Source organism: Anoxybacillus sp. P3H1B (genome assembly GCF_001560855.1).
Classification (GTDB): Bacteria; Bacillota; Bacilli; order Bacillales; family Anoxybacillaceae; genus Anoxybacteroides; species Anoxybacteroides rupiense.
In genome coordinates this window covers 66569-91784 of sequence record NZ_LPUG01000017.1, presented here as the reverse complement: position 1 = coordinate 91784, position 25216 = coordinate 66569, and the positions used below count along the sequence as shown (strand labels likewise).

The 25216-nt window shown below is 40.4% G+C and carries 18 protein-coding genes and 1 riboswitch; of the genes, 8 read left to right on the top strand and 10 right to left on the bottom strand.

The features are described 5' to 3' along the window. Positions 1–27: 27 nt before the first annotated feature. The 4 genes from AT864_RS11090 to AT864_RS11070 form a co-directional block, all read right to left on the bottom strand. The gene (locus AT864_RS11090) at positions 28–1119 is read right to left on the bottom strand and encodes a D-alanine--D-alanine ligase (protein WP_066148994.1); all 1092 of its coding nucleotides are present in this window, start codon (positions 1117–1119) and stop codon (positions 28–30) included. A 274-nt stretch (positions 1120–1393) separates the two neighbouring features. Then, positions 1394–2533, bottom strand: a complete 1140-nt coding sequence (locus tag AT864_RS11080; protein ID WP_066148992.1) for a galactosyldiacylglycerol synthase — start codon at positions 2531–2533, stop codon at positions 1394–1396. Positions 2534–2547: 14 nt separating this feature from the next. Next, positions 2548–3144 carry a DedA family protein gene (locus AT864_RS11075; protein ID WP_066148991.1) on the bottom strand — a complete coding sequence of 199 codons (597 nt, stop codon included), beginning with the start codon at positions 3142–3144 and terminating at the stop codon, positions 2548–2550. Between the two features lie 11 nt (positions 3145–3155). Then, positions 3156–3878: a polysaccharide deacetylase family protein gene (locus AT864_RS11070; RefSeq protein ID WP_066148990.1), complete on the bottom strand. Its 723-nt coding sequence runs from the start codon at positions 3876–3878 to the stop codon at positions 3156–3158. Between the two features lie 309 nt (positions 3879–4187). Between AT864_RS11070 and AT864_RS11065 the strand changes: the two genes are divergently transcribed. The 4 genes from AT864_RS11065 (at position 4188) to AT864_RS18705 (ending at position 9011) form a co-directional block, all read left to right on the top strand. Continuing rightward, positions 4188–5261, top strand: a complete 1074-nt coding sequence (locus tag AT864_RS11065; protein WP_066148989.1) for an undecaprenyldiphospho-muramoylpentapeptide beta-N-acetylglucosaminyltransferase — start codon at positions 4188–4190, stop codon at positions 5259–5261. 581 nt (positions 5262–5842) lie between these two features. Continuing rightward, positions 5843–7822, top strand: a complete 1980-nt coding sequence (locus AT864_RS11060; RefSeq protein ID WP_231734634.1) for a sensor histidine kinase — start codon at positions 5843–5845, stop codon at positions 7820–7822. Continuing rightward, on the top strand, positions 7794–8390 hold the full coding sequence (locus AT864_RS11055) for a response regulator (protein ID WP_082063503.1): 597 nt from the start codon (positions 7794–7796) through the stop codon (positions 8388–8390). Before AT864_RS11060 ends, AT864_RS11055 begins: the two co-directional genes overlap by 29 nt. A gap of 531 nt (positions 8391–8921) precedes the next feature. Further along, positions 8922–9011 (top strand): putative holin-like toxin, encoded by a 90-nt coding sequence (locus tag AT864_RS18705; protein WP_221212134.1) that lies wholly within the window; start codon positions 8922–8924, stop codon positions 9009–9011. A 1564-nt stretch (positions 9012–10575) separates the two neighbouring features. Here the strand turns inward: AT864_RS18705 and AT864_RS11045 are convergent. Further along, positions 10576–11217, bottom strand: coding sequence for a hypothetical protein (locus tag AT864_RS11045; protein WP_044742013.1), 642 nt, complete (start codon positions 11215–11217; stop codon positions 10576–10578). A gap of 1646 nt (positions 11218–12863) precedes the next feature. Here AT864_RS11045 and AT864_RS11040 point away from each other — a divergent pair. Both AT864_RS11040 and AT864_RS11035 read left to right on the top strand, forming a co-directional pair. Then, positions 12864–13865: an acyltransferase family protein gene (locus AT864_RS11040; RefSeq protein WP_044742564.1), complete on the top strand. Its 1002-nt coding sequence runs from the start codon at positions 12864–12866 to the stop codon at positions 13863–13865. 534 nt (positions 13866–14399) lie between these two features. After that, positions 14400–14864, top strand: a complete 465-nt coding sequence (locus AT864_RS11035; RefSeq protein ID WP_066148986.1) for a DinB family protein — start codon at positions 14400–14402, stop codon at positions 14862–14864. A 522-nt stretch (positions 14865–15386) separates the two neighbouring features. On the opposite strand, the gene AT864_RS11030 is transcribed toward AT864_RS11035, so the two are convergent. The 4 genes from AT864_RS11030 to AT864_RS11015 form a co-directional block, all read right to left on the bottom strand. Continuing rightward, the gene (locus AT864_RS11030) at positions 15387–16355 is read right to left on the bottom strand and encodes a sporulation protein (protein WP_066148985.1); all 969 of its coding nucleotides are present in this window, start codon (positions 16353–16355) and stop codon (positions 15387–15389) included. Positions 16356–16796: 441 nt separating this feature from the next. Next, a complete protein-coding gene (gene ytaF, locus AT864_RS11025; protein WP_066148984.1) occupies positions 16797–17462 on the bottom strand; it encodes a sporulation membrane protein YtaF in 666 nt (221 codons plus the stop codon). 129 nt (positions 17463–17591) lie between these two features. Further along, positions 17592–19421 carry an APC family permease gene (locus tag AT864_RS11020; protein ID WP_066148983.1) on the bottom strand — a complete coding sequence of 610 codons (1830 nt, stop codon included), beginning with the start codon at positions 19419–19421 and terminating at the stop codon, positions 17592–17594. A gap of 115 nt (positions 19422–19536) precedes the next feature. Beyond that, a riboswitch (cyclic di-AMP (ydaO/yuaA leader) is annotated at positions 19537–19680 on the bottom strand. A 147-nt stretch (positions 19681–19827) separates the two neighbouring features. Further along, positions 19828–21165, bottom strand: coding sequence for a TrkH family potassium uptake protein (locus AT864_RS11015; RefSeq protein WP_369815535.1), 1338 nt, complete (start codon positions 21163–21165; stop codon positions 19828–19830). Between the two features lie 375 nt (positions 21166–21540). Between AT864_RS11015 and AT864_RS18700 the strand changes: the two genes are divergently transcribed. Continuing rightward, positions 21541–21660, top strand: a complete 120-nt coding sequence (locus AT864_RS18700) for a hypothetical protein (RefSeq protein ID WP_369815533.1) — start codon at positions 21541–21543, stop codon at positions 21658–21660. Between the two features lie 671 nt (positions 21661–22331). Further along, a complete protein-coding gene (locus tag AT864_RS11010) occupies positions 22332–24302 on the top strand; it encodes an LTA synthase family protein (protein ID WP_066148981.1) in 1971 nt (656 codons plus the stop codon). A gap of 176 nt (positions 24303–24478) precedes the next feature. Here AT864_RS11010 and AT864_RS11005 read toward each other — a convergent pair whose 3' ends face one another. Next, positions 24479–25189, bottom strand: coding sequence for a DsbA family oxidoreductase (locus tag AT864_RS11005; protein ID WP_066148980.1), 711 nt, complete (start codon positions 25187–25189; stop codon positions 24479–24481). Positions 25190–25216 lie beyond the last annotated feature (27 nt).

The following is a 25216-nucleotide window of genomic DNA, read 5'->3' as shown; positions in this document are numbered from 1 at the left end:
ATCCCCTTCATTCCTTCATTGTATCATTTAAAACGTATATGTGATCGTTTGCTTTTCTTCATGCCGCTCAATCGCCAGCTGAACGAGCTTTTCAATCAGCTCCGAATAAGAAACGCCGGTGTGCTTCCAAAGAAGCGGGAACATGCTAAATGGAGTAAATCCCGGCATCGTATTAATCTCGTTAATATACACCGTTCCGTCTGCCGCTAAAAAGAAATCAGCCCTTACAAGTCCCGAAAGATCAAGCGCTTTGAAAGCGGCAATCGCCATTTGTTGAATGGTTTGATATTGTTCTTCTGTAATATCAGCAGGAATAATAAGTTCCGTATTTCCGTCCTCATATTTAGCTTGATAATCGTAAAATTCCTTTTTCGGAACAATTTCGCCGACTACAGAGCATATTGGGTTATCATTTCCAATAACTCCGATTTCTACTTCACGACCGATAATGGCTTCCTCTACAATAATTTTGCGATCATACTGAAACGCTTCAGCAAAAGCTGCTTCGAGATCTTCGCGTTTTTTGCATTTCGTGATGCCTACGCTCGATCCGGCGTTAGCTGGCTTGACAAAGCAAGGGTAACCAAGCTCTCTTTCTACTTTATCATAAGCCTTTTTTTCATCTTGCGTCCACTCTTTTCTCAAAAACGCCACATACTTCACTTGACGTAATCCAGCTTGCGCAAATAAGTTCTTCATAATGACTTTATCCATTCCCACTGCTGACGCTAGCACACCATTCCCTACATAAGGAAGATTTAATAGTTCAAGCAAGCCTTGCACCGTTCCGTCCTCGCCATTTGGTCCATGCAGCAGAGGAAAAATCACATCAATGGTTTCTTCCTCCTGACGCTCGCTGCTGATCGCCGAAACTGGCGCTTGATTTAAAGCGACAGGCAAAATTTCTTTTGCCTCTGGCTTCATTTCCAACTGCTTTATATCTTGAACAGGACTTGTCAGTTTTTCTCCTTTGGCCCATTGTCCCTCTTTGGTGATATAAATGGGAATGACATCGAATTTTGTTTGATCAATAGCATTCATCACCGCCATAGCTGTTTGCAGTGATACTTTATGTTCAGGCGATTTTCCGCCGTATAAGACGCCAATGGTTGTCTTCATCTACAATCCCCCTCTTCTTTTTTCACAATTTTTATTGTACCATGTTTCAATCTCCTTCGTATGATTCTTTTTACTGGAGCAATCATTTATAACCATTATTTTCCCTTTTAAACACTTCCGCTTAGACTGCCAAAAAATCTTCCTCCAACCATGCTCAGACGCAAAATAACGATCTATATCTATCCATCTGCCTATATATATGAGAAAGGCAGGTTGTTTTGCCACTCCTAAAGAAAAACACCGTTTCCTAAGTTGGTAAACGGTGCTTTTTTGATCATTTCGAGAGCACTTTTTGGTTCTTTTCATGCATTAATATCAGTTCTTTCAATGAGTCCTGCGCTGTTTGCTCAATTTGCGAAAAATATTCGGCAACCCGGCGATGGAAACGGCTTTTTTCCATATGGTCATGCAGCACACGCCAAATTTTTTGCTCATAATGCTCCAATCTACTTAAATTGTAAATCAGCCCTTTTGATTCTAAATAGCGCAAGTTGATTTGCTCTTGCCCCGGCAAATAGCCAATGGTAAATAGAGGGATGCGTTTGTGCAGCACTTCACTCACCGTGACCCCTCCAGGCTTGGTGATAACAGCATCCACCTCATCGTATAAACGGTTCATTTCTTCACAATTGGAAATATAAGAGAATGGCTGGATATGAGGCTGCTTCCAGCGCAAAATTTCTTCATACAGTTCGTTATTATTTCCACATAAAACAGAATAACGAAATCGATTCGTACCGTTCATTTTTCGAAAAAAATCAAGAATGTTGCCTAGCCCTTGGTTGCCGCCAGCGACCAATAAATGCGGGCGATAGGAGGTGCCCCTGTATCCATTTTTCCGTGTCATAAACGTCTCATGAACAGGAATCCCGGTAACAACAATGCGCTCCTTCGGAATTTTATATTTTGTGATTAACTCCTTCTTCGCTTCTTGATGCGGGACAAAGTGGTAGTCGATTGCTTTTTTCCCCCAAATACCGTTGATAAAAAAATCTGTATATACATTAACAACAGGAATATCAATTAAATGCCTTCTTTTTAAACGATGCAAGATCCTCGATGGAAATGAATGTGTGCAAATAATAAAATGCGGCTTCTCTTTTTCAAGCATCCGCTTCATTTTATGTTCGAAATAAGGCATCCATGGCTCCAAATGGATCCATTCCATCTTTTGAACATCGCGATACATCAGCATCTTATAAATATGATGATAGGAAGAAGGATGTGAACGTATCCAGCGAAGATACACTTCGGAAACCAACTTTTCAATGTATTCATTGCAATAGCTTAAAAAATCCACCTTTTTACAACTAACGAATGAAAACTGCTGCTCTAAAAAATCCATGAGCGCATCGGCCACTTTGTGATGTCCAGAACTCATTTGAAATAACGGCAATACAAGAACTCTCATCATGACGATAGCTCCCTTTAATTTTCAAATTGTTTTTTGCTTAAAACATGCTTAATCCACATGACGGCAAGAAAGAGTAGAAAAAGAGCCAGTCCAATTAAAGGAATCGACGCAAGCGGAATATGCATATGGCGGCCTAAAAGCATCCCCAATAACATAATGGGAACCGTCCAAAGCAGCGCCCCTATACATGCCAGCAGCGAAAACAACAGGAAAGGAAAGTGAATCATGCCGGACATATACGGAACAATTTGTCTCACGCCAGGTAAATAGAACCCAAACAAAACCAACCACTTTCCATATTTTCTAAACAGCTCATTGGCTCGCTCCCATTTCTCTGCTTTGATTCCTACATATTTTCCGTACTTCTTCATAAACGGATGACCAAAGTATCGGCCAATTCCATAACCCGTTATCATCCCCATTGTAGCACCGAACCAGCTAATGAGAAAGCAATAGGACCATTCTAATTGCTTTTGGGAAACTAAGACGCCTAGAAAAAAAAGCAGACTTTCTTCAGGAGCTGGAATTCCCACAATTCCACAAAAGATAAAAAGGAAAATCATGATATATCCATACGATTGTATATACGAAAACATCATATTGGTATCCATATAGTTCCTCACTACATCCGTAAAGTCTGTTTGTTAGTGTGTGCATTGATCGCTTCGCTAATCGTCAACCATTCCATTTTTTTTGCCTCCTCTTCGGCAAATAGCAGCTCTAGTGCTTTCAACATATGAGCAGGTGCTTTTTTGTCCGCTCCCAAAGTATCTCCGCTATCATGAAGCACGATAATCGCTCCATCCTGCAACCCGTTTTTTAAACGGCGCAGCAATTCATCGACACCAATGCTTTCTTTCCAATCCCCGAGTATGTGCGTCCACATAATCGTGGGATACTTCGCTTGCAGCGTCCATGTAAATAAATTGAAATGACCCCAAGGAGGCCGATAATAAACGGGCCGTTTTCCCGTAATTCTCTCAATGATCAACGCCGATTTGCGCAATCCTCGTTGCAAAAACGGAGGAAACAAGATCCAATTGCTAATATGGCGGTAATTGTGGAGGCCGATTTCATGTCCTTCCCGATCCATCCGGCGAATCAGATCGGGATATTTTGCTGCTCTTGTTCCCACAACAAAAAAAGTTGCTTTAATATCGTGCTTTTTTAATAAGTCAAGCAGCTGCGGCGTATAATATGGGTCGGGACCGTCATCAAATGTTAATGCAACGGCTCCCTTTCTCATTCCCTTTTTGTAAATCCGCCATGCGTTTCGTCGGATCCATATCGTTGGAATCATTCCATAGATCAACAGAACGCATAACAAAATCAGCAAGCCACGCATACATTCACCTCTTCAAAATACAGACTGGCGATCCATTCCATGATGATTCATGAACAGCCGTTTCTGATCGCTTAGTGCTCCTTTTTCCGACTCCGTTCAGGTGCTTTTCTCTGCCTATGGCTGTTCTGGCTTGCGAAATGCAGGAAGACTAAGCCTCTGATGATTCCGCATTTTCTTATCCCTGTTATTTTCAAAGATTTGTACACAGTTCTTTGCTATAATACAATACGGAACGATGAAAAAAAAGATTCAAAGGATAAGAATATGGAGAAGATTTTCTAATCATGAATAAAAGACAGGTGATGAACATTGAATAAAAAAATTATGCTTACCGGCGGCGGTTCAGCGGGCCATGTAACGGTTAATATTGCGTTAATTCCAAAATTAAAGGAACGCGGCTGGAGCATTGGCTATATCGGTTCACATAACGGCATCGAGCGGGAGCTGCTTTCCCAAGTAGAAAATGTTCCCTATTTCCCCATTTCCACAGGAAAACTGCGCCGCTACTTTGACTGGAACAATTTTAAAGATCCTTTCAAGGTATTGAAGGGAACATTCGAAGCATACCACCTGATCAAAAAAGAAAAGCCAAGTATCGTCTTTTCCAAAGGCGGATTCGTTTCCGTCCCTGTCATTGTCGCGGCTTGGTTGAATGGCGTACCGACGATTATCCACGAATCAGATATCACTCCAGGGTTGGCCAATAAAATCGCGATGCCATTTGCCACCAAAATTTGCGTCACCTTTCCCGAAACACTACCGCACGTAAACGAGCAAAAGGGAATTTATGTCGGAGCGGTCGTTCGGGAAGAGCTCAAGCAAGGAAGTGCCGACAAAGGACGGAAGCATTGCCAATTTGAAAAAGGCAAACCCGTTCTGCTCGTCATGGGCGGAAGTCTTGGATCTAAACGCATCAACGACGCATTACGCGCCAATTTACAAACCTTGCTCGCTGATTTTCAAATCGTCCATATTTGCGGAAAAGGGAACATCGATCCAAAGTTCGCCGCTGAAAAGGGTTATAAACAATTTGAATACGTCCACGAGGAGCTGCCGCATATCATGGCGATGGCGGATATTGTCTTATCAAGAGCCGGCTCAAATTCCATTTTTGAATTTTTAACATTAAAAAAGCCGATGCTGCTTATCCCGCTTTCTAAAGGAGCGAGCCGCGGCGACCAAATTTTAAACGCACGTTCATTTAAAAAATCAGGATATGCCGATGTGTTAATGGAGGAAGAATTAACAAATGACTCCCTGCGCGAAGCCATCTACCAGCTCTATCGCAACAAAGCCAACTATATCGAAAACATGACCCGCTCCCAAGCCACGGACGCTCTACATACACTGCTGTCGCTGATTGAAGAAACGAGTAAACAATAAAAGCGAACACAAAGCAACAGCCGTTATCATATGGTAGACAAAGTCATTTTTACTTTGTCTACCATTTATTTTGGACCCCATCCGTTTATTGTGACTTTTCCATCCGAATTTATATAACTCGCTTTGTTTTTCAATCCTCCACTTTCCAGAGATCATTATTTATTAAATCTTCAAGCCGCATTTTATATATGATCAAAAACCCCTATTTTTCCACAAATTAACCTATAGAGAATCTCTATTTTCTCCAAAAACAATGACAAATCATGTAATATAGTGTAAAATTTTAGTATAAAATTCAATTGGAGGTAGGTATTATGAACCAAAATTTATGGGGAATAACTCAAACATTAATAGAAAAATATTCCATCATAGCATCTGAGTTTACTTTCGAAAGAGAAAGTCTAAGCTAGCAATAGCTCAGCATGTCCAAATGCTTTATTCTCTCCAAACTCACTTAGAAAATTAGGGATAGTATGACTCAAAGATCTCTACAGTTTGTTATGATATTTATGTCTGTGATCATATTTTGCTATATATTGCTAATAGCGGATGATCAATATGTTGAGCAATGGTGTTATTTTATGGAATTTATAGGAATGTCTTTTTTATTCATCGGAATTTACAGCTATACCCAAAAACCAAATTCAGTTGTCGTACAGCATTTCCTAGTCCTTATGCTGATTAGCGGGCTAGCCATTGCTTTAGCAACTCCTTCCAGTTGGAATATAAAACTGGCAAAGGATGTAGAGGTTCTTTCCATTTCATTAGCACCTTACTATCTATTAAAATTTTTTGAACACTTCCCTTTGTCTACAAAACCGGCGTTTTTCCGGAAAGTACGAACGTCCACACTATTTATTGCGGTTTTTAGCATATTTCTTTATTTTTTAGCTGGGGCACAGCATGACACTATTATTCAAATGATGGTGCGGCCATGTATTGTCGCCAACATTATTATCTCGCTGCTCGCTTGCATCGTTCTATGTTTCTTACATATTCGCTCGAATTCCGATAAGGTGAAAAATCAAATGTATCTTTTAATTTTTGGCCTTATTTTATCATTTGTTCCTGTTATCATTTTTAGCTTGATTCCTGATGTGCTCCCTATGCTTCCTGGGATCCCTTTTCATTATAGTTTAAGCAGCATCATCGTTTTTCCAATCACAATATCCTATTTACTAACCAAGCAAGAAATCATTGACTTTCAAGAGCATTTGCGCAAAATCAGCTTTCAGTTATTAGCTATTCTTTCGGGCTTGCTTGTATTTAATTTATTGTCATGGATACTGATTGATTTCAGCTTACCGTCAGCGCTTTTACTAAATACTTTGCTCATCTGTGCTTTCGTTGTTTATAGTCTGATGAATAGATGGTTGGAGCCTTTAAAAATGAAAAAATGGCAGCTTAAGCATCAAAAAATTCAACAGGAAAAATTGCTGATTCTCCAGCAATTGCTGAATGGGCAGCATTTGGGGCATTGCGCCAAGCTGGTTGCTGATTTAATTCATCAAACCCTGCATGTTAGCGGCGTATGCCTAATATGGAAAAATGATAGCGCTCCCGTTGTTTTGCACCGAACAGGAATTTTCCTGCCTTTTGACGATGCACAGCTGCTGTCATATCTCTATCAGAGAGACCACACGAACAAAGCGCATATCCATGGAAAAAGCATCTTCTTCTATCCTATGAAGATAGAAAATGCGATACGAGGATGGATTATCATCAGCGAAAAAACGACGGCTACCATTTTTGAAAAGGAAGAACAAGAGCTGATTGAAAAAATTCGCCTCGATGCAACGGAGTTATTCGCTAGCTCCGCAACATTGCAACAAATTGAAAACGAATTAAAGGAAGCTATGAAAGAGTCGCTTATTCACGAACAGTCTCATTGGCTGTTGCTCAATGAACAAGAAGAAGAAAAAAGGAAGCCGTCTGATTTTCTTCATGATGAAATATTGCAAAATTTAATCCTGCTTCTTCATAAGCTTGAATGGCTCAACAAAAGTCAAAACATCAACAAAGATATTTTGAAAGAGATCGAAGAAGGGATTCGCAACAGCATCTTTGAGATAAGAGAAATGTGCCATGAGCTATACCCTGCCGTCATAGAAGACTTAGGGTTAAAGCACAGCCTCTTTTTATTAAAAAGAAAATGTGAAATGAACTATAATGTTATTTTACAAATCGACTATCGCTCACAGCTAAAAAACATCCCAGTCGCTCTTTCTGCCCAAGTATTTCGAATCATCAAGGAATTGGTTTACAATGCGATAAAACACTCGTCATCAAAAGACATTCTTGTCTCCGTTGTGGAAACACAGCATGATCTTCATATTAAAGTAAAAGATCACGGTGTTGGATTTAAGATGCCCAACCATTTATCAGCATTATTGCAAAACCGCCATTTAGGCTTAGTGACGATCCAAAAACGGGTGAATCAGCTAAAAGGCACTCTCAACATCCAATCGGAACCTGGAGCCGGAACATGTGTATCCATTTCTCTGCCAATCGAAATAGACGGGGAGGAGTCAAATGAAAATCAGAGTATTATTAGTAGATGATCACTTGCTCATGATGCAGGGAATTCGCAAATTGCTAGAGGACAAAACAGATTTCGAAATCGTCGGCACCATTTGTAATCCTGCCGGCTTGCTAGAGGAAATACGCAAGCATCATCCTGATGTTATTGTCATGGATATAAAAATGAAAGAAGAAAGCGGAATTGAGTGGACAAAGAAAATTACCCGATCATACCCAGCATGCAAAATCGTCATTTTATCCGGATACGATTATGACGAATACATTCACGCTGCTTATGAGGCTGGAGCATATGCGTTTGTAACAAAAGAGAACTCCTCATTGGAACTGGCTAACGCTATTAAACAAAGCTATCTAGGGATCAAAGTGTTTCCAACCGACCGATTAACTCATTATAGCCCTCCTCTTACTCAGATGGAATTAACCATTCTTCGGCTGATTGCTGAAGACCATACCAATGCAGAAATTAGCGAGCAGCTAAAGATAAGCCGCCGGACGGTCGAACACCACATATCTTCCATTATCCGAAAGCTTGATGTCGATTCAAGAGTAGGGGCCGTTGTCAAGGCGATCAAGCTAGGATTAATTTAATTCAATCTATCGAAGGGATACAGGCCCCTTCGGCCATTTTTTCCTCTTTTTCTAGCTAACCAAGTATTCTATCTTTTTTCGTTTGCCGCAAAGCCCCTTCTGTGTATACTTCGTAAAAATCAACAAGGGGCAGAATATTATCTATATAAATAGAACTTGAAAATAGACATGGATTCCTCCGTACCTCTCCGTAAAAACGATCTGATTCGCCGCTTTTCCGCGGTCGCCGACATACTTCCAACCAACAGCGAATGTTCATCAGACACATGTCATATGTTCGCTGGCGTTTTTGCCCATAGCATGAGGCAAAAGGGCAACGGTCAGCCGTGTACTTTCACATGTCGTTGGACTGCTGTAAACCATGTCGAAAAATCAAACGGCCCTTGTCTACATTTCTACAAAACAAAACATCAATCTTCTCGATCTTCCGTTTCCAACAGTTGTAAATATATTGTATAATAGAAAGGCAATAATACGGGAGAACTCAAGGGTGGATCGGCATGTAACCCCTTTATCCTCAGAAAGGGGGTGATGCCGATGACGGTGTTTGAAGCGTTAATGTTTGCGATCGCTTTCGCAAGCTTAATCGTTTCTATTCTATCCTTTCACCAAAAGAAATAGCCCACCCTTGAGTTAGCAGCCCATCGGTGGACTATTTCCCCATATGGCTGATCCCCCTTGCAGGGAACCGTGTTATTGCAGGGCCAAGGGTGTTGCAGCATCCTTGGCCTTATTTTATTTATACAGATCTTTTATATATATTATACATGATTCATTCGGTAAAATGGAAGCCGATGCGGCGCAAAATAGAGCATTTTCCATCATGTATCTTATTCTATGCCCTCCTCGTCCGCCGTACCACTCAAATCTTTACTAAAGGTTTGATACCACTGAACATCATTGAATATGTGAATAGGCGACCGTTCTTGATCCAATATTACCAGATTATACCTAGATTCCCCTTTATGTAATTTCTGAATCAACGCTTCTGAGATCGCAGCGCTCCATGAAGATTCGATCACAAGGCTATTGGAAAGCTGCCCATTTTCATGAAGAGGGCCCTTTACAGGCTGGGACTGCTTTACATACGTGTAACGGGAGAGCTCTTCTGGATATTAAATCATAAAATAATAATCGTTGTACTGCTCAAGAGCTTTATACAAACTTTCTGATTACAGTATAGTCAATCGTCAGCTTGATCGACTTATCATGGGCCTCAACCGTAAATTTTTTACTAAAAAATGAGGGGGAAGGAATTCCTGCCCCAAAGATAAACGAGAATGAGACGAATCAGCTGATTCGAGTGCTCCATTCACCTCTTTTGTTTCTTTGCTTGAGCAGGGACTTCCGTCGCATCCGCCGGTTTGCTTAATGGTTTGCTCTCCTTGTGATAGCTGCAGGCTGTTAATAAAATCAGCCATAAACAACAAACTTATAAAAATTTCCTTCTCATCATCCCACATTCTCCATATTCGTGAGATTGATCTCTATATCATTGAATACAAATAAATTTACATATAACCTACGTGCTCAATTTATTATAATCATTAAAAAATTTATTTAATATCATGTGTATTTTGCAATAAACAAAAAAACTATCTTGTAATAAACCAAATAACTAACAATATAATAGCGATTCCTAACCAAATTGCTGATTGTTTATATTTATTCATATAGAACCACCTTTGTATTATTGGATATTATCAAAAGTGTAACCTCAGCAATCACCGTTTTTCGTTGCGTTTCAACAGTTGGAAGAAAAAAGGATGCTACCTCCATTGTTTTTGGCCATCATTCAGATAACCGCACTCAACATCCAAAACAAAGGAGACAAGTTTGTTACCTCAATTATTAGCCTGCTTGCTTCAAATAATCAAGCTCCAACTGTAAATTTGCAAATTATTTGTTTTGCACATTAGCTCATTATTTCATATTGGAACATAGTTACAAAATTAGCCGTACGGGCTTTATATGGAGTGGCGGACATGTTAGATTTGTTGCCTAGCAAAATAAGGGTTCTTGCTCACCCCTTTCGCTAAAAACATGTCCGCAATAGATCCATATCAAGTGTCATTACTTTCCTATATTTAAACAGGTAAACACTAAAGAATTAACTTTTTTGTTCCAAAAAATTTGATATGAATCCACATATGTTTTCTTTTCTTAACATTTACAAATCAATTTATTAACAAGCTGAATACCATACAGTTGGTACATAAAGATAACAATCTAAATATACGCCACATCCCTTATCTTGTTTTATAAATCCCCATAATCCAATCCCTGCAACTGCTGAAACAAAGCTAGTTACCCATCCAGGTGGACTAATAAAATATGAAATCGTTGCATTTAATGCAGCTACCCCCGCACCATATAATGCTATATTCTCTTTTAATTTCTCAACAAACTTATGCGACCAATACACTCTGAGCCCCCACCAAGTAAATTCCCAATCAAAATTTTTACTTTTATCGATAGAATATGTTTGAAGATCCCCATTAGACTCGATTTTAGCAACAAATTTATTTCCATCTATAATCAAATCAGATCGATATTTACTTATTTGCATATTTGTATCTTTGATAATCTCTTCCACTTTTCCAATTTCCACCTTAGTCAAAACGTTATTCGCTTCTTTCTTGATTTTAAATTTTTCCGATTTATAGTCTAAATAAACAAATGGATCAGCCTTAGAAATTAAACCTTCGATCGACTGTTCCTCTGAGGAGGATTTTGCAAATGACACAATTGGTGTTAACAGAGCTAAAATCATAGCGAAAAACATAACTAAAATTATAGAATTTCTTAATCTCTTATTTCTCACCAATTTAAACATCTCCTTTCTATAATTCAGCTTTTATCAATCACACAGTGTAATCGAGAAATGATTGTCTTAGGTTGTGCATATGATACACAGAATTATTAAAAATAAATCTTGTACGAAACGATCCTGGATAGTAAAAGGTTATACCTCAATGATGCCCCCCTCTAGAAATAATGGTGTACTAGGTCGGCCGACTTTATCTTAACTATATCAAACTAATCAAGAAAAAAAATCCGTATTTTCCACAATTTCGATTGCGGAAAATACCTATATTTTCATTCGTCCCAATTCAAAACCGCCCAACGGAAAGACTCCGCTAGGCGGCATATGCTTAAATCAATAACAACCATCAACACGATCCAGTAATGGCAAACGGAATAAGGGGAATATGGCGAATGAGTCACAGAAAAAAAGCGGATCGCAAATAGGGCCAAAGCGAAGGTGTCGAGAAAAATGGAGGATCAGCAGCGATGACGTATGGCTGTTTTTGCAGCAGTGACACTTCTTTCGCCCCCCGACATCATCGGAATGGTCATTTATGAGCAGGAAGCCGATTTATGTCTCCTGTTAAATAGAGATGCCAGATTATAAGGTAAACAATGATTCCGCCAAAAGCTAAAAACATCCAAACGGTAAGTAAAAGAGAGAAGCTTCCGGCTCAGACTTTCTGTACCGCTATGATCGAATAAGGGGGAACAATATAGGAAGTATTGTTATTTCTATCCACATACCAAATCCCCCCTTACTCCTGTATATATGCTAAACCTTCACTCTTGCCAAGTAATATTTGGAATTATAGACGCATTCTATATGACTTTACCTTCTGCATAAGCAATTGAAGCTGAGTCTTCAGTTAATAAACCCGCTAATATTTTGGACCACGTAGGTTCTGGCGCTAGATATAATGTAACGACAAAGCCAATAACTCCACTGCCCACTTTACATCGCTTTCGTAAGTATGTTAAAACGTTAAATTTTGTACTCTTCCAATCTTACATTTATTACCATAAACTTATCTTTTTTTACTATATCAAAATCATCCCAAAAAAACTATATTTCCCACAAACTTGATTGTGAAAACATTTATATAAAGAACATTAAAAATTGAAACTTAATGGAGCGTTAAAGAAGAGTCATGAAAGCAGCCAAACAGGGCTTTGCAAAAGAGAATACATGCCTAGAACAGTTGAGCACTTGATCGAATATGCATATCACAAGGGTGGATTGCACTTTATTGTACTAAAAAATAGAGACTGATCGGACTTAACAAAAGCGATGGCCATTGATTCTTATTGGATCATCAACACATCTGTCGCTAGAAGATCGTTGCGCTGGAAACTTGACAATCAAAAATCTTTCTGTAGACTTGCCTTCATTATGTATTCGCGTGACAAAGCTCGAAATCATCCAACCTCTCACTGCCATGAAAATGACGGGTAGCCATCAAGCAAAAGATATCCTGCTTTTACAGTACAGAAGTACCGCATTATTCCGAAATTTTGTCTATTTTCCAAGTTGCATGAATCATTTAGCACATTCTTCCTAGAAGCAAATGCACAGTTTCTTTGTAAAAATTTATGTTAGAATAGGTTTTATATGATGAACCTATGCCGTACATCTTCAATAAAAATATGGATTGGGAGGAAAAAATGAAAGAGCGAGATTATTATTTTGATAATGCGAAACTCTTTCTGATTTTTTTGGTGGTTTTAGGACATTTTCTGCGTCCGTATATCGAAAAAAACGAATTGGTCCATAGTGTGTATGTTTGGATTTTCTTATTTCATATGCCGGCGTTTGTTTTGATTTCAGGATATTTCTCAAAAAACTTCCATAAAAAAGGCTATTTAAAAAAGATGGCCAAGAAAATTCTGCTTCCGTATTTTGTTTTCCAGCTGATTTATTCCCTTTACTATGCCTTCTTGTATGAACAAGACGATCTTTCTTTAGATTTTCTTGTTCCGCATTGGGGACTATGGTTTTTATTAAGCTTGTTTACGTGGAATGTGATGCTGTATCTTTTCGCGAAGCTGCCGAAAATCTATTCGATTGGTTTAACCATATTGCTAGGGATTCTTATCGGATTTACCGATGTGGAAAAGTTTTTAAGCTTGTCTCGTACATTTACGTTTTTTCCGTTTTTCTTATTTGGCTTTTTGCTGAAAAAGAAGCATTTTTCGATTCTGTTGGAAAAGCGCTTTCGCCTCGCAGCAGGAGTCGCTTTATTATGCGCTTTTCTGGTCATTTACTGGATGGCTCCTAGCTCATCTGCAGAATGGTTGTACGGTTCCAAATCCTACACGACCTTAGGCGTCAGCGAGGAAACAGGCGTTCTCTTTAAGCTGCTTCTGTATATGGCTAGCTTTTTCATGACGTTTTGTTTTCTGGCACTGATTCCGGAAAGAAAGTTGACCATTTCTACGCTTGGGACGAGAACGTTCTATGTGTATATTTTGCATGGGTTTATTTTAAAATATTTGCACGACGCGACGCCTTTTCCGGATATCATTGCTAAAATTAACGGCTATCCGTTACTAATCATTATTTCAATAGCCCTGATATTTTTACTGGGAAGCAGACCCGTCATTCGTATCGTCAAACCGATTGCAGAATGCCGCATTCCTTTGAAAAAGCAGCTGCTGTCTCGATGATAAGCAGAAATGTTGCGGGGATCAAGGATTCCTCTGTAAATCCCCGCAGCGCCCTGCTTATATTTCACTCCTCTTAAATATACTCCCGTTATTTCAATCTCGCCACTTCTAGTCCTCCTGCCGTTGCTTGCTAAAAACGATATGTATCTTCATTCCGCATCCTCCTCCATTTAGATGGCAAAACTCAGCAAACGATCGCCATGTGTTTTTTAAAAACTAACCTTTTGTCTGAGCCTTTTCCTAAGCAGGCAAACCTTGCACATCCAATCCCAGATCCATACAATCAGAAGGATGAACACCGTGTAAAACCGCTTTTGTGAAAAAGCTGCAGATTCCATGATCAATCCTTGCGTGTTACGAACGAACAAAGGCAAAATTCCCCTAACCAAAACACATAGCCGGTCAACGAAACAAAGAGCATCCCCTTATTTCCAAGCCAAATGAGCCCAATCGAAAACCTATTTTTTGCAAAAAACTGATTTTCATTTTAACATAAGGCTAGGAAAAATTTGATGATCAAAGGAGAGACTGTTTATGAGCCGCGCTCAGCAATTTGTCCAATACTTTTTATCACATCGCCACGTAACGGTCGAACTCATTCAAAAAATTGAGCCTGAACGTTACGATTACAAGCCGGCGCCAACTTCTATGTCGGCAAAGGAACTGGCTACCCATATGCTGTTTACCTTCTATCAGTTCGCTCAAACAGCGAAAGAAGGAAATCCGAGGGTATTGACTGAAAAAATCGAAGAAAATGAAACCGACCTTCGTAAGCTAGCGGAAGTGTACACAGAAAAAACAAAAAACTTGTTAGAATCTTTAACAGATGAGGATTTTGAGCGTACGCTTGATCTAACCAAAATTTTTGGCGCGCCTTTTTCTGTTGCCCAATTTCTGCAAACAGCCATGGACCACGAAATCCACCATAAAGGCCAACTGTTTGTCTATGTGCGCGAAATGGGGCACGAAACGCTTCCATTCTTCATTAAACGTGGTTAGCCAAGAATGGTTTGAGCGAAAACATGGTTGGCATTCCTATCATCATAAGCTATCTTTGTAAAACCGTAACAGAGGGCAAGTCTATAGACTTGCCCTCCTGCCACGTTATTTATGAAACAGAAGACTGAACAAAATGGCTTTTTTATTCACTCATTCATTCATGCAGCTCTAGTGTCTTATGCCATGCCAAATGGCGGATGTCGGTATTCATGTTTTTCTCCACCTCATAACAATCGGCCCATCGCCATTTACTATATATAAAAATGGAGAAAAACGTCACTAAAAAATGCGGCACCGTTCATAAATAACCGTGCTTGCTTATTTCTCTAGATGTTAAAGCGCTTGGCCGTCCGTCTCCTTTTCCTGCCAAGCGCTTCTCTGATTCATGGTGAACGTGCATTTGGCTAGATTATACGCCATTCACTAGCCACACGACAAAGGGCTAATGAATCACTCACCACTTGCGTTCACATTTCAATCAATAAGCGAAAAGCATAAAATGAACCGGTACCGTTCCGTTCATCACAGCCAATCGCCGCCATCATCATCTCCGTCCAACCAATCATCCACGATATCTTCTACTCCATCATCCAGATCAAAGGCATTGTCTATGACATCATCAAGCAGTTCTTCCGCCACCATGCCCGCAAGCATTCCGGCCGCAAATCCGCCAATCGCCCCCATCATTCCGTGAGAATGACGTGCAGAATGAGAGCTGTATGGAGCAGCCTGCGGATAAAAAGGAGCGGAATGGACACTGGGATGAACACGAGGCTGTTGCACCATTTCCTGCAATAATAAACGAAGCTTTTGCATAACGGCTTCTTCCTCATTCATTTCATCATATGTGAAAAAGATATCCCGTTTTAATTCTATCTCCCCATAGCCATAAGATCCGCTTAACACATCTACTTCCAGCCGCAAGCGCAGTCCCTGTTCTTCAAAGAAAACGAAACATTCCACTTCTTGAATGATGCCGCGAAACTCTCCTACTGGGAAAAACGCAAACTCCTGGCCATACGTAGTGATTTTTCCAGAATCCGCTTTTTCCCGAAAACCGAGCTTGTCCAATGCGGCAAACAGCTTTTCCAATGGAGCTGGCGGCAAAATCCGCACAGCATCTTTATCCATCGCATCGACTCCATCAGCAATATCAAGACGTGTAACAAATATATAACCAACGCTGTAGCGTGTAATCGGTAAATGAAGCGGAACGATATAAGAAAACGGCCATACTTTTCTCTCTCCTGCATGCACAGTAAATGACGGAGCAACCGGAATGACTGCTACTGCGCGGCGATATTCTTGGCCGTTATGACGTACAATAAGATGCAGTTCCACATCGAGTTTGCGGATATGCTGTTCTACCGTTCCTCCTTCAATGATAAACTCTCCTTCTATCTTTTCGCCAAGTCGCACATGGGGCTGCTGTAAAATAAGATTCACTTTTGCAGAGCCCACACCGAGCTTCGACAATAGTTTCTTAAACATGCTTTACTCTCCTCATGATTATGCTATTTTGTTTACGAACGAAGGCAAAAGAAGGATTCAAGCAAACGAATAAAAACTCCTCCACTCCATTAAGAGACGGGAGACTTCTCGGTGGATGATGTTCAATAAGCCGCAGGTTAGTCAAACGAAACTTAGCTTTTAAACATGTAAAATTCAGGCTGATTTTAAGCAAGCGAATGTTCGGGCAATACCGCGTTCATTATGAAAAAGCGCGTTGCCTATGGCTCTTTTACATATTTGGTTAGCAAAAACACGGTAACGTTTGCTTTCGGGTGCCGAAAAAATCCATGACTTTCTTTTCCGAAAACTATTCGCTCCATCCGATTTCTACGATGGATAAATATAACGGAACACTTATGCTCTCCAAAAGCAAGATTCAAAAAATCCTAAAGGCAAGCAAGGCCTTTAGGATTTTTTAGGCTACACAAACATTTTCATCAACCCGAGAAAAATTAAAATCATTCCCGGGACCATTGTCGCTTTTTTCATGATTTTCACATTCGAAAATTTGTAGCCTGCTCTCAGGCCAAAACGAATAAAGACTACGTTCATGACAGATACGAGCAAAGCAAGAACAAGCGGCTGATATCCAAGAAATGAAGCGCTTAGGCCGGCACCGAACGCATCCATTGATAACGCGAAACCGATGAGCATCGCTTCTTTTGCACTGATGCTGCCTGATCCATCAAGATCGGCTAATGAAGGGCGCTTCAGTACTTGGATGACAATCCCAAATCGCTTCAAATGAACACGCCATATTCTCACTGTTTTTGAAGTGGCAGGTGATTCAGACATCGCCTCTTCAAGCTCATCTTCACGCTTTTTTAATACATTGTAAATCGCCCATACACCTAGCGCAATTAAAATGAATGCAGCCAACGATTGCTCGACCCGAACAGGCAGCCATGGTATAAGAAATGTTCCGACGTACATGGATACTAGCAACATGGCGCCAGAAAACAGAGCAATGACAATCATGGATGAGAGCGGGAACTTCATCTTCCGCAGCCCATATGTCACGCCAACACTCAAGCTATCTAGGCTTACCGCTAAAGCCAACATCACCATAGATACATATTTTAGCATTGTTCGTTCCCCCTGCGATACTATATGCATCACCAATCGCAAGGGAAACTCGTTCATACTCTATATACCATATTCGACACTGTTCGATTTCCGGGGAAATATTTTTCCCTGCCTCGACATTTCCTGCAGCTATTCTTTTAAGTGATATGGCAATGTAGCAATGACAATATCCTTTTTCAAAATCAAAAAGAAACGCAAGAAAATGGCTGTCTGGTTATGCAACAGCGTATGCCACCATTTTTTCACAATGAATTGCGGCATTAAAATTGTAATAGGAGCTCCCATTGTCTCTTTTTCCAGTTGGCTAATATAGTCGAGCATCGGTGAAAGAATCGTCCGATATGGTGAATAAATGACCTTTAATTCAATATTTGGATAAAATCTCTCCCATTTCGCGCGCAGCTTTTGCTCCTCTTCCTCATGAAAGACAATGGAGATAGCGGTAATATCCCCAGAAATACTTCTCGCATATTGAATTGACTGGGCTACCAGTTTACTCACTCCTGAAATCGGAATGACCACTTTTGGTTTCATCACCTTTTCTCGGCTCTCCCATTCTTGCTCATCAAGCTTTAACTGTTCGCCCAGATTATCGTAGTGAGAACGAATTCGGTAAAACATCATGACGAGAAGCGGAATAGACAAGATCACAAGCCATGCTCCTTGCGTGAACTTAGCCACAATCGTAATAATCGTTACCAATCCTGTTGCGATCATACCCGCCATCGTCATAGCTAATGTAGTAGCACGCTTCTTATCCTTCCATAATTTTTTCACCATTCCTCCCTGGCCTATCGTAAAGGAGAGGAAAACCCCAACAGCGTAAAGTGGAATGAGTGAATGAGTTTCTCCCTGGAACAAGATGATTAAAAGAATCGCTAATACGCTAAGCAAAATAATACCGTTTGAAAACACTAGACGATCTCCTCGTGCCGCTAAACTTCTTGGCAAAAATCGATCATTTGCAATAATGGATGCCAGCTGCGGAAACCCAGCAAAGCTTGTATTCGCCGCCAAAACTAAAATAAGCATCGTAATCAGCTGAAATAAATAAAAGAGTAGGCTGTTGCCAAACACATGATGGCCGATCTGTGAAATAACGGTTTTATGCTCTACAGGTGTTACCCCAAAGCCTGTAGCTAAAATCGTTATCCCTAAAAACATCGTCCCCAATAAAACAGACATCCATCCCATCGTAAGCGCCGCATTTTTGGAGCAATCCGGCTTAAAGGAGGGAACGCCGTTACTAATGGCCTCTACTCCTGTCATAGCTGAACATCCGGATGCAAACGCTCGAAACAAAATAAACATGCTATATCCAGATGTAAAGAAATGTTCAAAAGAAGCATGCTCTTTATGATTAAATCCGTTCCACCCTTCATGCCAAAGCTGCCATCCGCCAACAGCTATTAACACAAGTACAGAAATAATAAACAAATACGTCGGATACGCAAAGACAGTGGCGGATTCTGTAATGCCGCGAAGATTTAAAATCATAAGCAATAGCACAAGAAGTACGGCGATTTCGACTTTCCAAGAAAGCAAAGCGGGAAAAGCCGATGTAAGCGCCGCAACACCAGAGCTAATGCTAACAGCCACCGTAAGAACGTAATCAATCATGAGCGCTGCACCAGCGACCAAGCTTGTCGTCGTGCCCAAATGATCCCGCGCCACCACATAGGCGCCCCCGCCTGAAGGGAAGGCATAAATAATTTGCCGATAAGATAGTGTGACAACCAAAAGCAGTACTATAATCGCTAACGCAATCGGCAACGAATAGAAAAACACGCTCGTTCCTAACAACATCAGCACAAGCAAAATTTCCTCTGTTGCATACGCAACCGATGATAGAGCATCAGATGAGAATACAGCCAACGCTTTCCATTTCGGCAATTTCTCATGCTTCAGCCGCTTCGTCTCCATCGGCGAACCAATTAATAAACGTTTTAATGACGCCATTATTTCTACTCCTTTTAACGATCGGTTTCTCATGAACTTTTTATGCTTACACATAGAATTCCCAAAAGCACAAAAAACCGTCAAGGATGTCCTTAACGGTTGCACAGCGCGCTCCACATCCCTCCCAAAACGCTTACGAGGTTAGCTGTCGGGTTGGGACTATGAGAGTAGCCCCTCCTATTTAAGGATTCACCCCAAGTAACAAAATGGTTACAATATTGGTTCCCCCGCTCCATAACGGATTCAGCGATTCATGTATCTATGAATTATAGGTGTTATCTTACTCTCTTCGATTTTTATTGTAAAGAAGCAGAAAGAAGAGATTTGGAAGGAATAACCGTATTTTATTGTCGTTTTACTTTTATTTTTGCTGTTTTCTCACGCTTGCTTTGATTTTTAACGTTTTTTATCCAATCATAATTCTCCCCTTTGGATAACGAAACGGATCGGGCTTGCGATGCAACGTAACAGCATAAGCAATCGTCAACGGACCTACACGGCCGGCAAACATCGTTAACATAATCAACACCTTTCCGATCGGAGACAGCTGCGGGGTCAATCCCATCGACAAACCAACCGTACCAAACGCTGATGTGGCCTCAAATAAAATCATTAAAAAATCTTGGCCGGGCTCTGTAATCGTTAACAGCATTGTAATTACTATGACGATAAATAAACCGCTTAATGTCACGGTCAATGCCTTATAAATCGTGTCATAAACAATCCGTTTCTTAAAGAAAGTAACATCTTCTTTTCCCTTAATTTGCGACCAAACCGCCCCTAAAAGGGTTACAAAAGTTGTGGTCTTAATTCCTCCACCTGTCGACCCTGGCGATGCCCCGACAAACATAAGGAAAATAATGAGGAACAGCGTAGGCTGCGTTAAATCCGGAATGTTTAATGTGTTCGCTCCAGCAGTTCGCGGCGTTACGGCTTGAAAAAGGGATGCCAAAAATTTCCCCAACGGGGACAACGGTTGCAATGTTTTGGAGTTATGAAACTCCAATAAAAAAATAAACAGCGTACCGAACACAACAAGCAGGCCGCTCGTTATCAAAACTAATTTGGTATGCAACGAAAAGCGGCGCGTTTGCCGGTATTCATATATTTCGTTCATAACGATAAACCCGATTCCGCCAAGCGTAATTAATGCACATACGACAAGAGTGACAACAGGGTCCTCCACGTATCCTGTCAGGCTGCGAAATTCGCCCATTAAATCAAATCCAGCATTATTAAAGTTGGAAATGGCATGAAACATTCCAAAATAAAACGCCTTTGCTAGAGGCATATCGAAGGCAAAGCGAATCGTCAACAGCAGCCCCCCGATCAATTCGATGACTACTGTAAACACCAATATCCGTTTGACAAGCCGGACGATTCCCTCAATTGACAAGTTATTTAATGCTTCTTGAAGCAGAAGCCGCTCTTTTAATGAGATGCGTTTGCCGATTAAAAAAGCAAAAAATGTGGCAAAGGTCATAAACCCTAAACCGCCAACCTGAATTAAAGCTAAAATCACCAGCTGTCCAAATAACGTAAACGTCGTTCCTGTATCCACTACGACAAGCCCTGTCACGCAGGTTGCTGATGTCGCTGTAAATAAAGCATCAATCCACGGAAGCCCCTTGCCATCGTTTGTAGCAACCGGAAGCGTTAATAGCGTTGCACCTAGCAAAATAATGAGTGCAAAACCCGCCACTAGCACTTTCGGAGGGTCAAATATATATCTCCTCATATTCATCATGTTATGCCTTCCTCCCTTAGTCACACGGCTGATACTCCTTACCCTTCATCATACATGTCAAAAATATACCAAAAAATGCATCTGTCTTGTACCATGATTTTAGCAAAGAATAACAACGAGTGGAAAGATGAAGATCGTTTCGATTCATCAGCTTGATCCTAAATCCGTCCAACGTTTTTTCAGCGAACACCGGGCAGCTCAACCATGGTCATTTCCATAGGAATATACGAATAGAGCACACTGAATGGATTTGCTGCACTTAATTATTGCGGAGACATCGCAGGACTTCTCGCATATATTTATGAAAGAAGCCGTTTGTGAAATGGTTTATTAAACAGACGCGAAGAGGGAAAAGGAATAGGCACTGCTTTATTGACGACATTGGAAATGTTTGCTCAAAAACAAGGCTGTCGCCGTATGGAACTGATCACAACTTGCGGTTTTATCAAAACAGAGGAGATCCGATTATTCAAGTATGTCCCAATGCTGTAGAGAAGGCAAGGAGCTTAAAACCAAGCAGCCCATTGAATAGATAGGATGATATTCCCATTCGCGACGAGCTTTTGCTTGCCAAACTGTGATAAATGCAAGATTGGCAATCCTCATTTTTAAGCATCACGATCTCCCGCGAATTCCTATGTTTAGATACAACTAAAAGATGGGACATATACTCAAAAACCGAATTCCATATTCTCGATAGTTGGAGACAAATCCGTGACTTGTCTCGGTTACGCTCCAGCGCGACCCAAAATCGAACAACCAGACGCTCCCAGACACATTGATTTGTCTATAAGCCATGTTGTCTAATCCATTGATCGCAAAAAAACAGGCAAATTTCATATTGATGTAAATGTTCACATGTATAATAGTTGCTTTTTCATTTTGTTTGAGGTAAATTATTCCACAAGGGAACGACCCAACTTTTTATGCTGAACGTTTAAATGCTCTAAAAACAAAGAATACTTGCTGCTTAATGGCCATGTGCTTCGTTGTTTTAAAGAATATTCACAACTTTATGCTAGTTGACATGAGCGTTTTCCTGTATAATATAGTAGTTAGACATTTATATATAAATCTCAGCAATTGGTCATAAATGCAATTCGTGCTCCATATATTAAAAATCTAGAATGAGAGAATAAGAGAAAATAGAGGTGAATAAAAAGATGAAGGGGATCAGTAGTAGTGTTATACGATGGTTCCAGCGCATATCCGACTCACACCTCCGCTTTTTTGCATTAGCGGTTTTATTGTTTTGGATGAAAACATATACTGCCTATCGAATGGAATTCAATCTAGGCATCAGCAACTCTATGCAACAGTGGTTGCTGTTTATAAATCCCGTCAGTTCGGCGCTTTTCTTCTTAGGTCTGTCTTTGCTGGCTAAAGGAAAGCGTTCATATATTTGGCTGATTTTGATTGATTTTGTTTTGTCGTTTATTTTATATGCTAACATTGTATATTATCGCTTTTTCAGCGACTTTATCACATTTCCGACTCTAACGCAGACGAACAATTTCAGCAGCTTAGGCGGAAGTGTATTAGAGCTGTTAAAATGGTACGATTTTATTTATTTCTTAGATACCATCATTATCGCTGCTGTTATTATTAAACAGCGCGCAAAATTACAGCCTATTTTCTTAGAGCGCTATAAAAAGAACTTGCTGTTTGCTACCGCCATTTTTACGTTTGTTACCAACTTGGCGCTAGCGGAAATTGACCGTCCGCAGCTGCTAACAAGAACGTTTGACCGTAACTATATTGTCAAATATTTGGGTATGTATAACTATGTGATTTATGATGCGATTCAAAGCATGAAGTCATCGACACAACGCGCATTTGCGAATAAGAGCGATGTCACGACCGTACTGAACCATGTGCAAGCGACTTATGCAAAGCCTAATCCTGAATATTTTGGTAAAGCAAAAGGAATGAACGTCATCTATATTCATTTAGAGTCATTCCAAAACTTCCTCATTAACTACAAATTAAATGGACAGGAAGTTACGCCGTTTTTAAATTCGTTAACACGCGACCCTAACACCATGTATTTTGATAACTTTTTCCATCAGACTGGACAAGGGAAAACGTCTGATGCTGAATTTATGCTAGAGAACTCCTTATTTGGCTTGCCACAAGGATCGGTATTTACAACAAAAGGACAAAATACGTACCAAGCAGCGCCTGCGATTTTAGGCCAGCTTGGCTATACATCTGCGGTATTCCACGGCAACTATAAAACATTTTGGAACCGCAACGAAATTTATAAATCGTTCGGATTTAGCCATTTCTTTGATGCAAGCTACTATGATATGAATGACGAAGACGTGTTAAACTATGGTTTAAAAGACAAGCCGTTCTTTAGAGAGTCCATACCGTTGTTGCAAACATTAAAAGAACCGTTCTATGTTAAATTTATTACGTTGTCCAACCACTTCCCTTATTTGATTAATGATAAGGAAGCAACGATTCAGCCTGCGACAACAGGTGATGGTTCAGTAGACCGTTATTTCCAAACGGCTCGATATTTAGATGAAGCGATCAAAGAGTTCTTCGATTATTTGAAGCAGTCTGGTTTGTATGATCGCTCGGTCATCATCTTGTATGGAGACCATTACGGCATTTCTGAAAATCACAATGAAGCCATGTCGCAAGTGATTGGTAAAGAAATTACTCCTTTTGAACATGCACAATTGCAACGAGTACCGTTATTTATCCGTGTTCCGGGAGTAAAAGGCGGCGTGATGCACCAATATGGCGGACAAATCGATTTATTGCCAACAGTGCTTCATTTATTAGGAATTGACACGAAAAATTATATTCAATTCGGTACGGATCTATTGTCGCCAGATCATCAACAAATTGTGCCATTCCGTAATGGTGATTTCGTCACTCCGACCGTTACAGCAATCAATGGAAAATATTACGAAACGCCAACAGGCGAACCAATTGAGAAAAATAAAGAGATCGAACGTGACGAACAAATTGTACGAACAAAATTAAGCCTTTCTGATAAAGTCGTCTATGAAGATCTATTGCGCTTTTATACACCGAAAGGATTTAAGCCAGTCGATCGAACAAAATACGACTACAATAATTACGAAGACAAAAAAGAAGAAAAAATAGAGCAAAAATAAAAAGGGAGCTGTGTAAAGCTCCCTTTTTTCCATGATGTTTTATAGAAACAATGAACACGGCCTTGCTGAAAACAGACGGTTCTGTCAAAACCGAGCCCCGTTTTTTCACGATCGATAAATAAACTGTAGGAGGACGGCCATATAGCCTTGAATCAGCGCTTTCAGCATGAATTTTTTCATGAACGCGGCGAACAGCTGCCATTTTCACAAGCTGCGCCGTCATTTGGCGCGATCTCTTTTCGAGATGAAGACTGCTGCTCCCCCCATGCTTTTTGCAAAACTTGCACAAATATCTCTGTCGGCTGAGCTCCTGAAATCGCATACTGGCGATTCACAACAAAAAAAGGAACGGCTCTTACACCGAAGCGTTGCGCTTCTGCCTCATCACTTCTTACCTCTTCGGCATGCTGTTCTGTTTTAAGCATCTGCTTTACTTCTTCCCCCTTCAAGCCAATGGCTTCAGCAAGCTCTGCTAGCACATGATGATCACTGATCTCTCGAGAATCAGTAAAGTAGGCATAAAACAGCTTTTCAGCCATTTCGCTCATCTTCCCCTGCTTTTTCGCATATTGAGCGAGGCGATGAGCATCGAATGTGTTCAATGGCTTCATTTTCTCAAAACGAAACACTAAACCAACAGATTCTGCCTGCTTGGCCACATTGTCAGTCATTCGTTTTGCTTCTTCGGTGGAAATGCCATACTTCTCAGCCAGATGCTCCACAATCGTCATATCATCTTGTGTTTTTGCATTCGGATCTAGCTCAAAGCTGCGAAAAATAACTTCAATTTGGTCTTTATACGAAAGTTGCTCAAGTGCTTGCTCTAATCTCCGTTTTCCAATATAGCAAAACGGACAGACAAAATCTGACCATACTTCAATTTTCATTGGATCTCCTCCACATTCAATCTGTAT

What these genes read in the sequence shown, in the direction of transcription:
- AT864_RS11090 (WP_066148994.1), bottom strand. Translation starts at nt 1,119, where the DNA reads ATGAAGACAACCATTGGCGTCTTATACGGCGGAAAATCGCCTGAACAT.
- AT864_RS11080 (WP_066148992.1), bottom strand. Translation starts at nt 2,533, where the DNA reads ATGATGAGAGTTCTTGTATTGCCGTTATTTCAAATGAGTTCTGGACAT.
- AT864_RS11075 (WP_066148991.1), bottom strand. Translation starts at nt 3,144, where the DNA reads ATGGATACCAATATGATGTTTTCGTATATACAATCGTATGGATATATC.
- AT864_RS11070 (WP_066148990.1), bottom strand. Translation starts at nt 3,878, where the DNA reads ATGCGTGGCTTGCTGATTTTGTTATGCGTTCTGTTGATCTATGGAATG.
- AT864_RS11060 (WP_231734634.1), top strand. Translation starts at nt 5,843, where the DNA reads ATGGAATTTATAGGAATGTCTTTTTTATTCATCGGAATTTACAGCTAT.
- AT864_RS11055 (WP_082063503.1), top strand. Translation starts at nt 7,794, where the DNA reads ATGAAAATCAGAGTATTATTAGTAGATGATCACTTGCTCATGATGCAG.
- AT864_RS18705 (WP_221212134.1), top strand. Translation starts at nt 8,922, where the DNA reads ATGCCGATGACGGTGTTTGAAGCGTTAATGTTTGCGATCGCTTTCGCA.
- AT864_RS11040 (WP_044742564.1), top strand. Translation starts at nt 12,864, where the DNA reads ATGAAAGAGCGAGATTATTATTTTGATAATGCGAAACTCTTTCTGATT.
- AT864_RS11035 (WP_066148986.1), top strand. Translation starts at nt 14,400, where the DNA reads ATGAGCCGCGCTCAGCAATTTGTCCAATACTTTTTATCACATCGCCAC.
- AT864_RS11030 (WP_066148985.1), bottom strand. Translation starts at nt 16,355, where the DNA reads ATGTTTAAGAAACTATTGTCGAAGCTCGGTGTGGGCTCTGCAAAAGTG.
- ytaF (WP_066148984.1), bottom strand. Translation starts at nt 17,462, where the DNA reads ATGCTAAAATATGTATCTATGGTGATGTTGGCTTTAGCGGTAAGCCTA.
- AT864_RS11020 (WP_066148983.1), bottom strand. Translation starts at nt 19,421, where the DNA reads ATGGCGTCATTAAAACGTTTATTAATTGGTTCGCCGATGGAGACGAAG.
- AT864_RS11015 (WP_369815535.1), bottom strand. Translation starts at nt 21,165, where the DNA reads ATGAATATGAGGAGATATATATTTGACCCTCCGAAAGTGCTAGTGGCG.
- AT864_RS11010 (WP_066148981.1), top strand. Translation starts at nt 22,332, where the DNA reads ATGAAGGGGATCAGTAGTAGTGTTATACGATGGTTCCAGCGCATATCC.
- AT864_RS11005 (WP_066148980.1), bottom strand. Translation starts at nt 25,189, where the DNA reads ATGAAAATTGAAGTATGGTCAGATTTTGTCTGTCCGTTTTGCTATATT.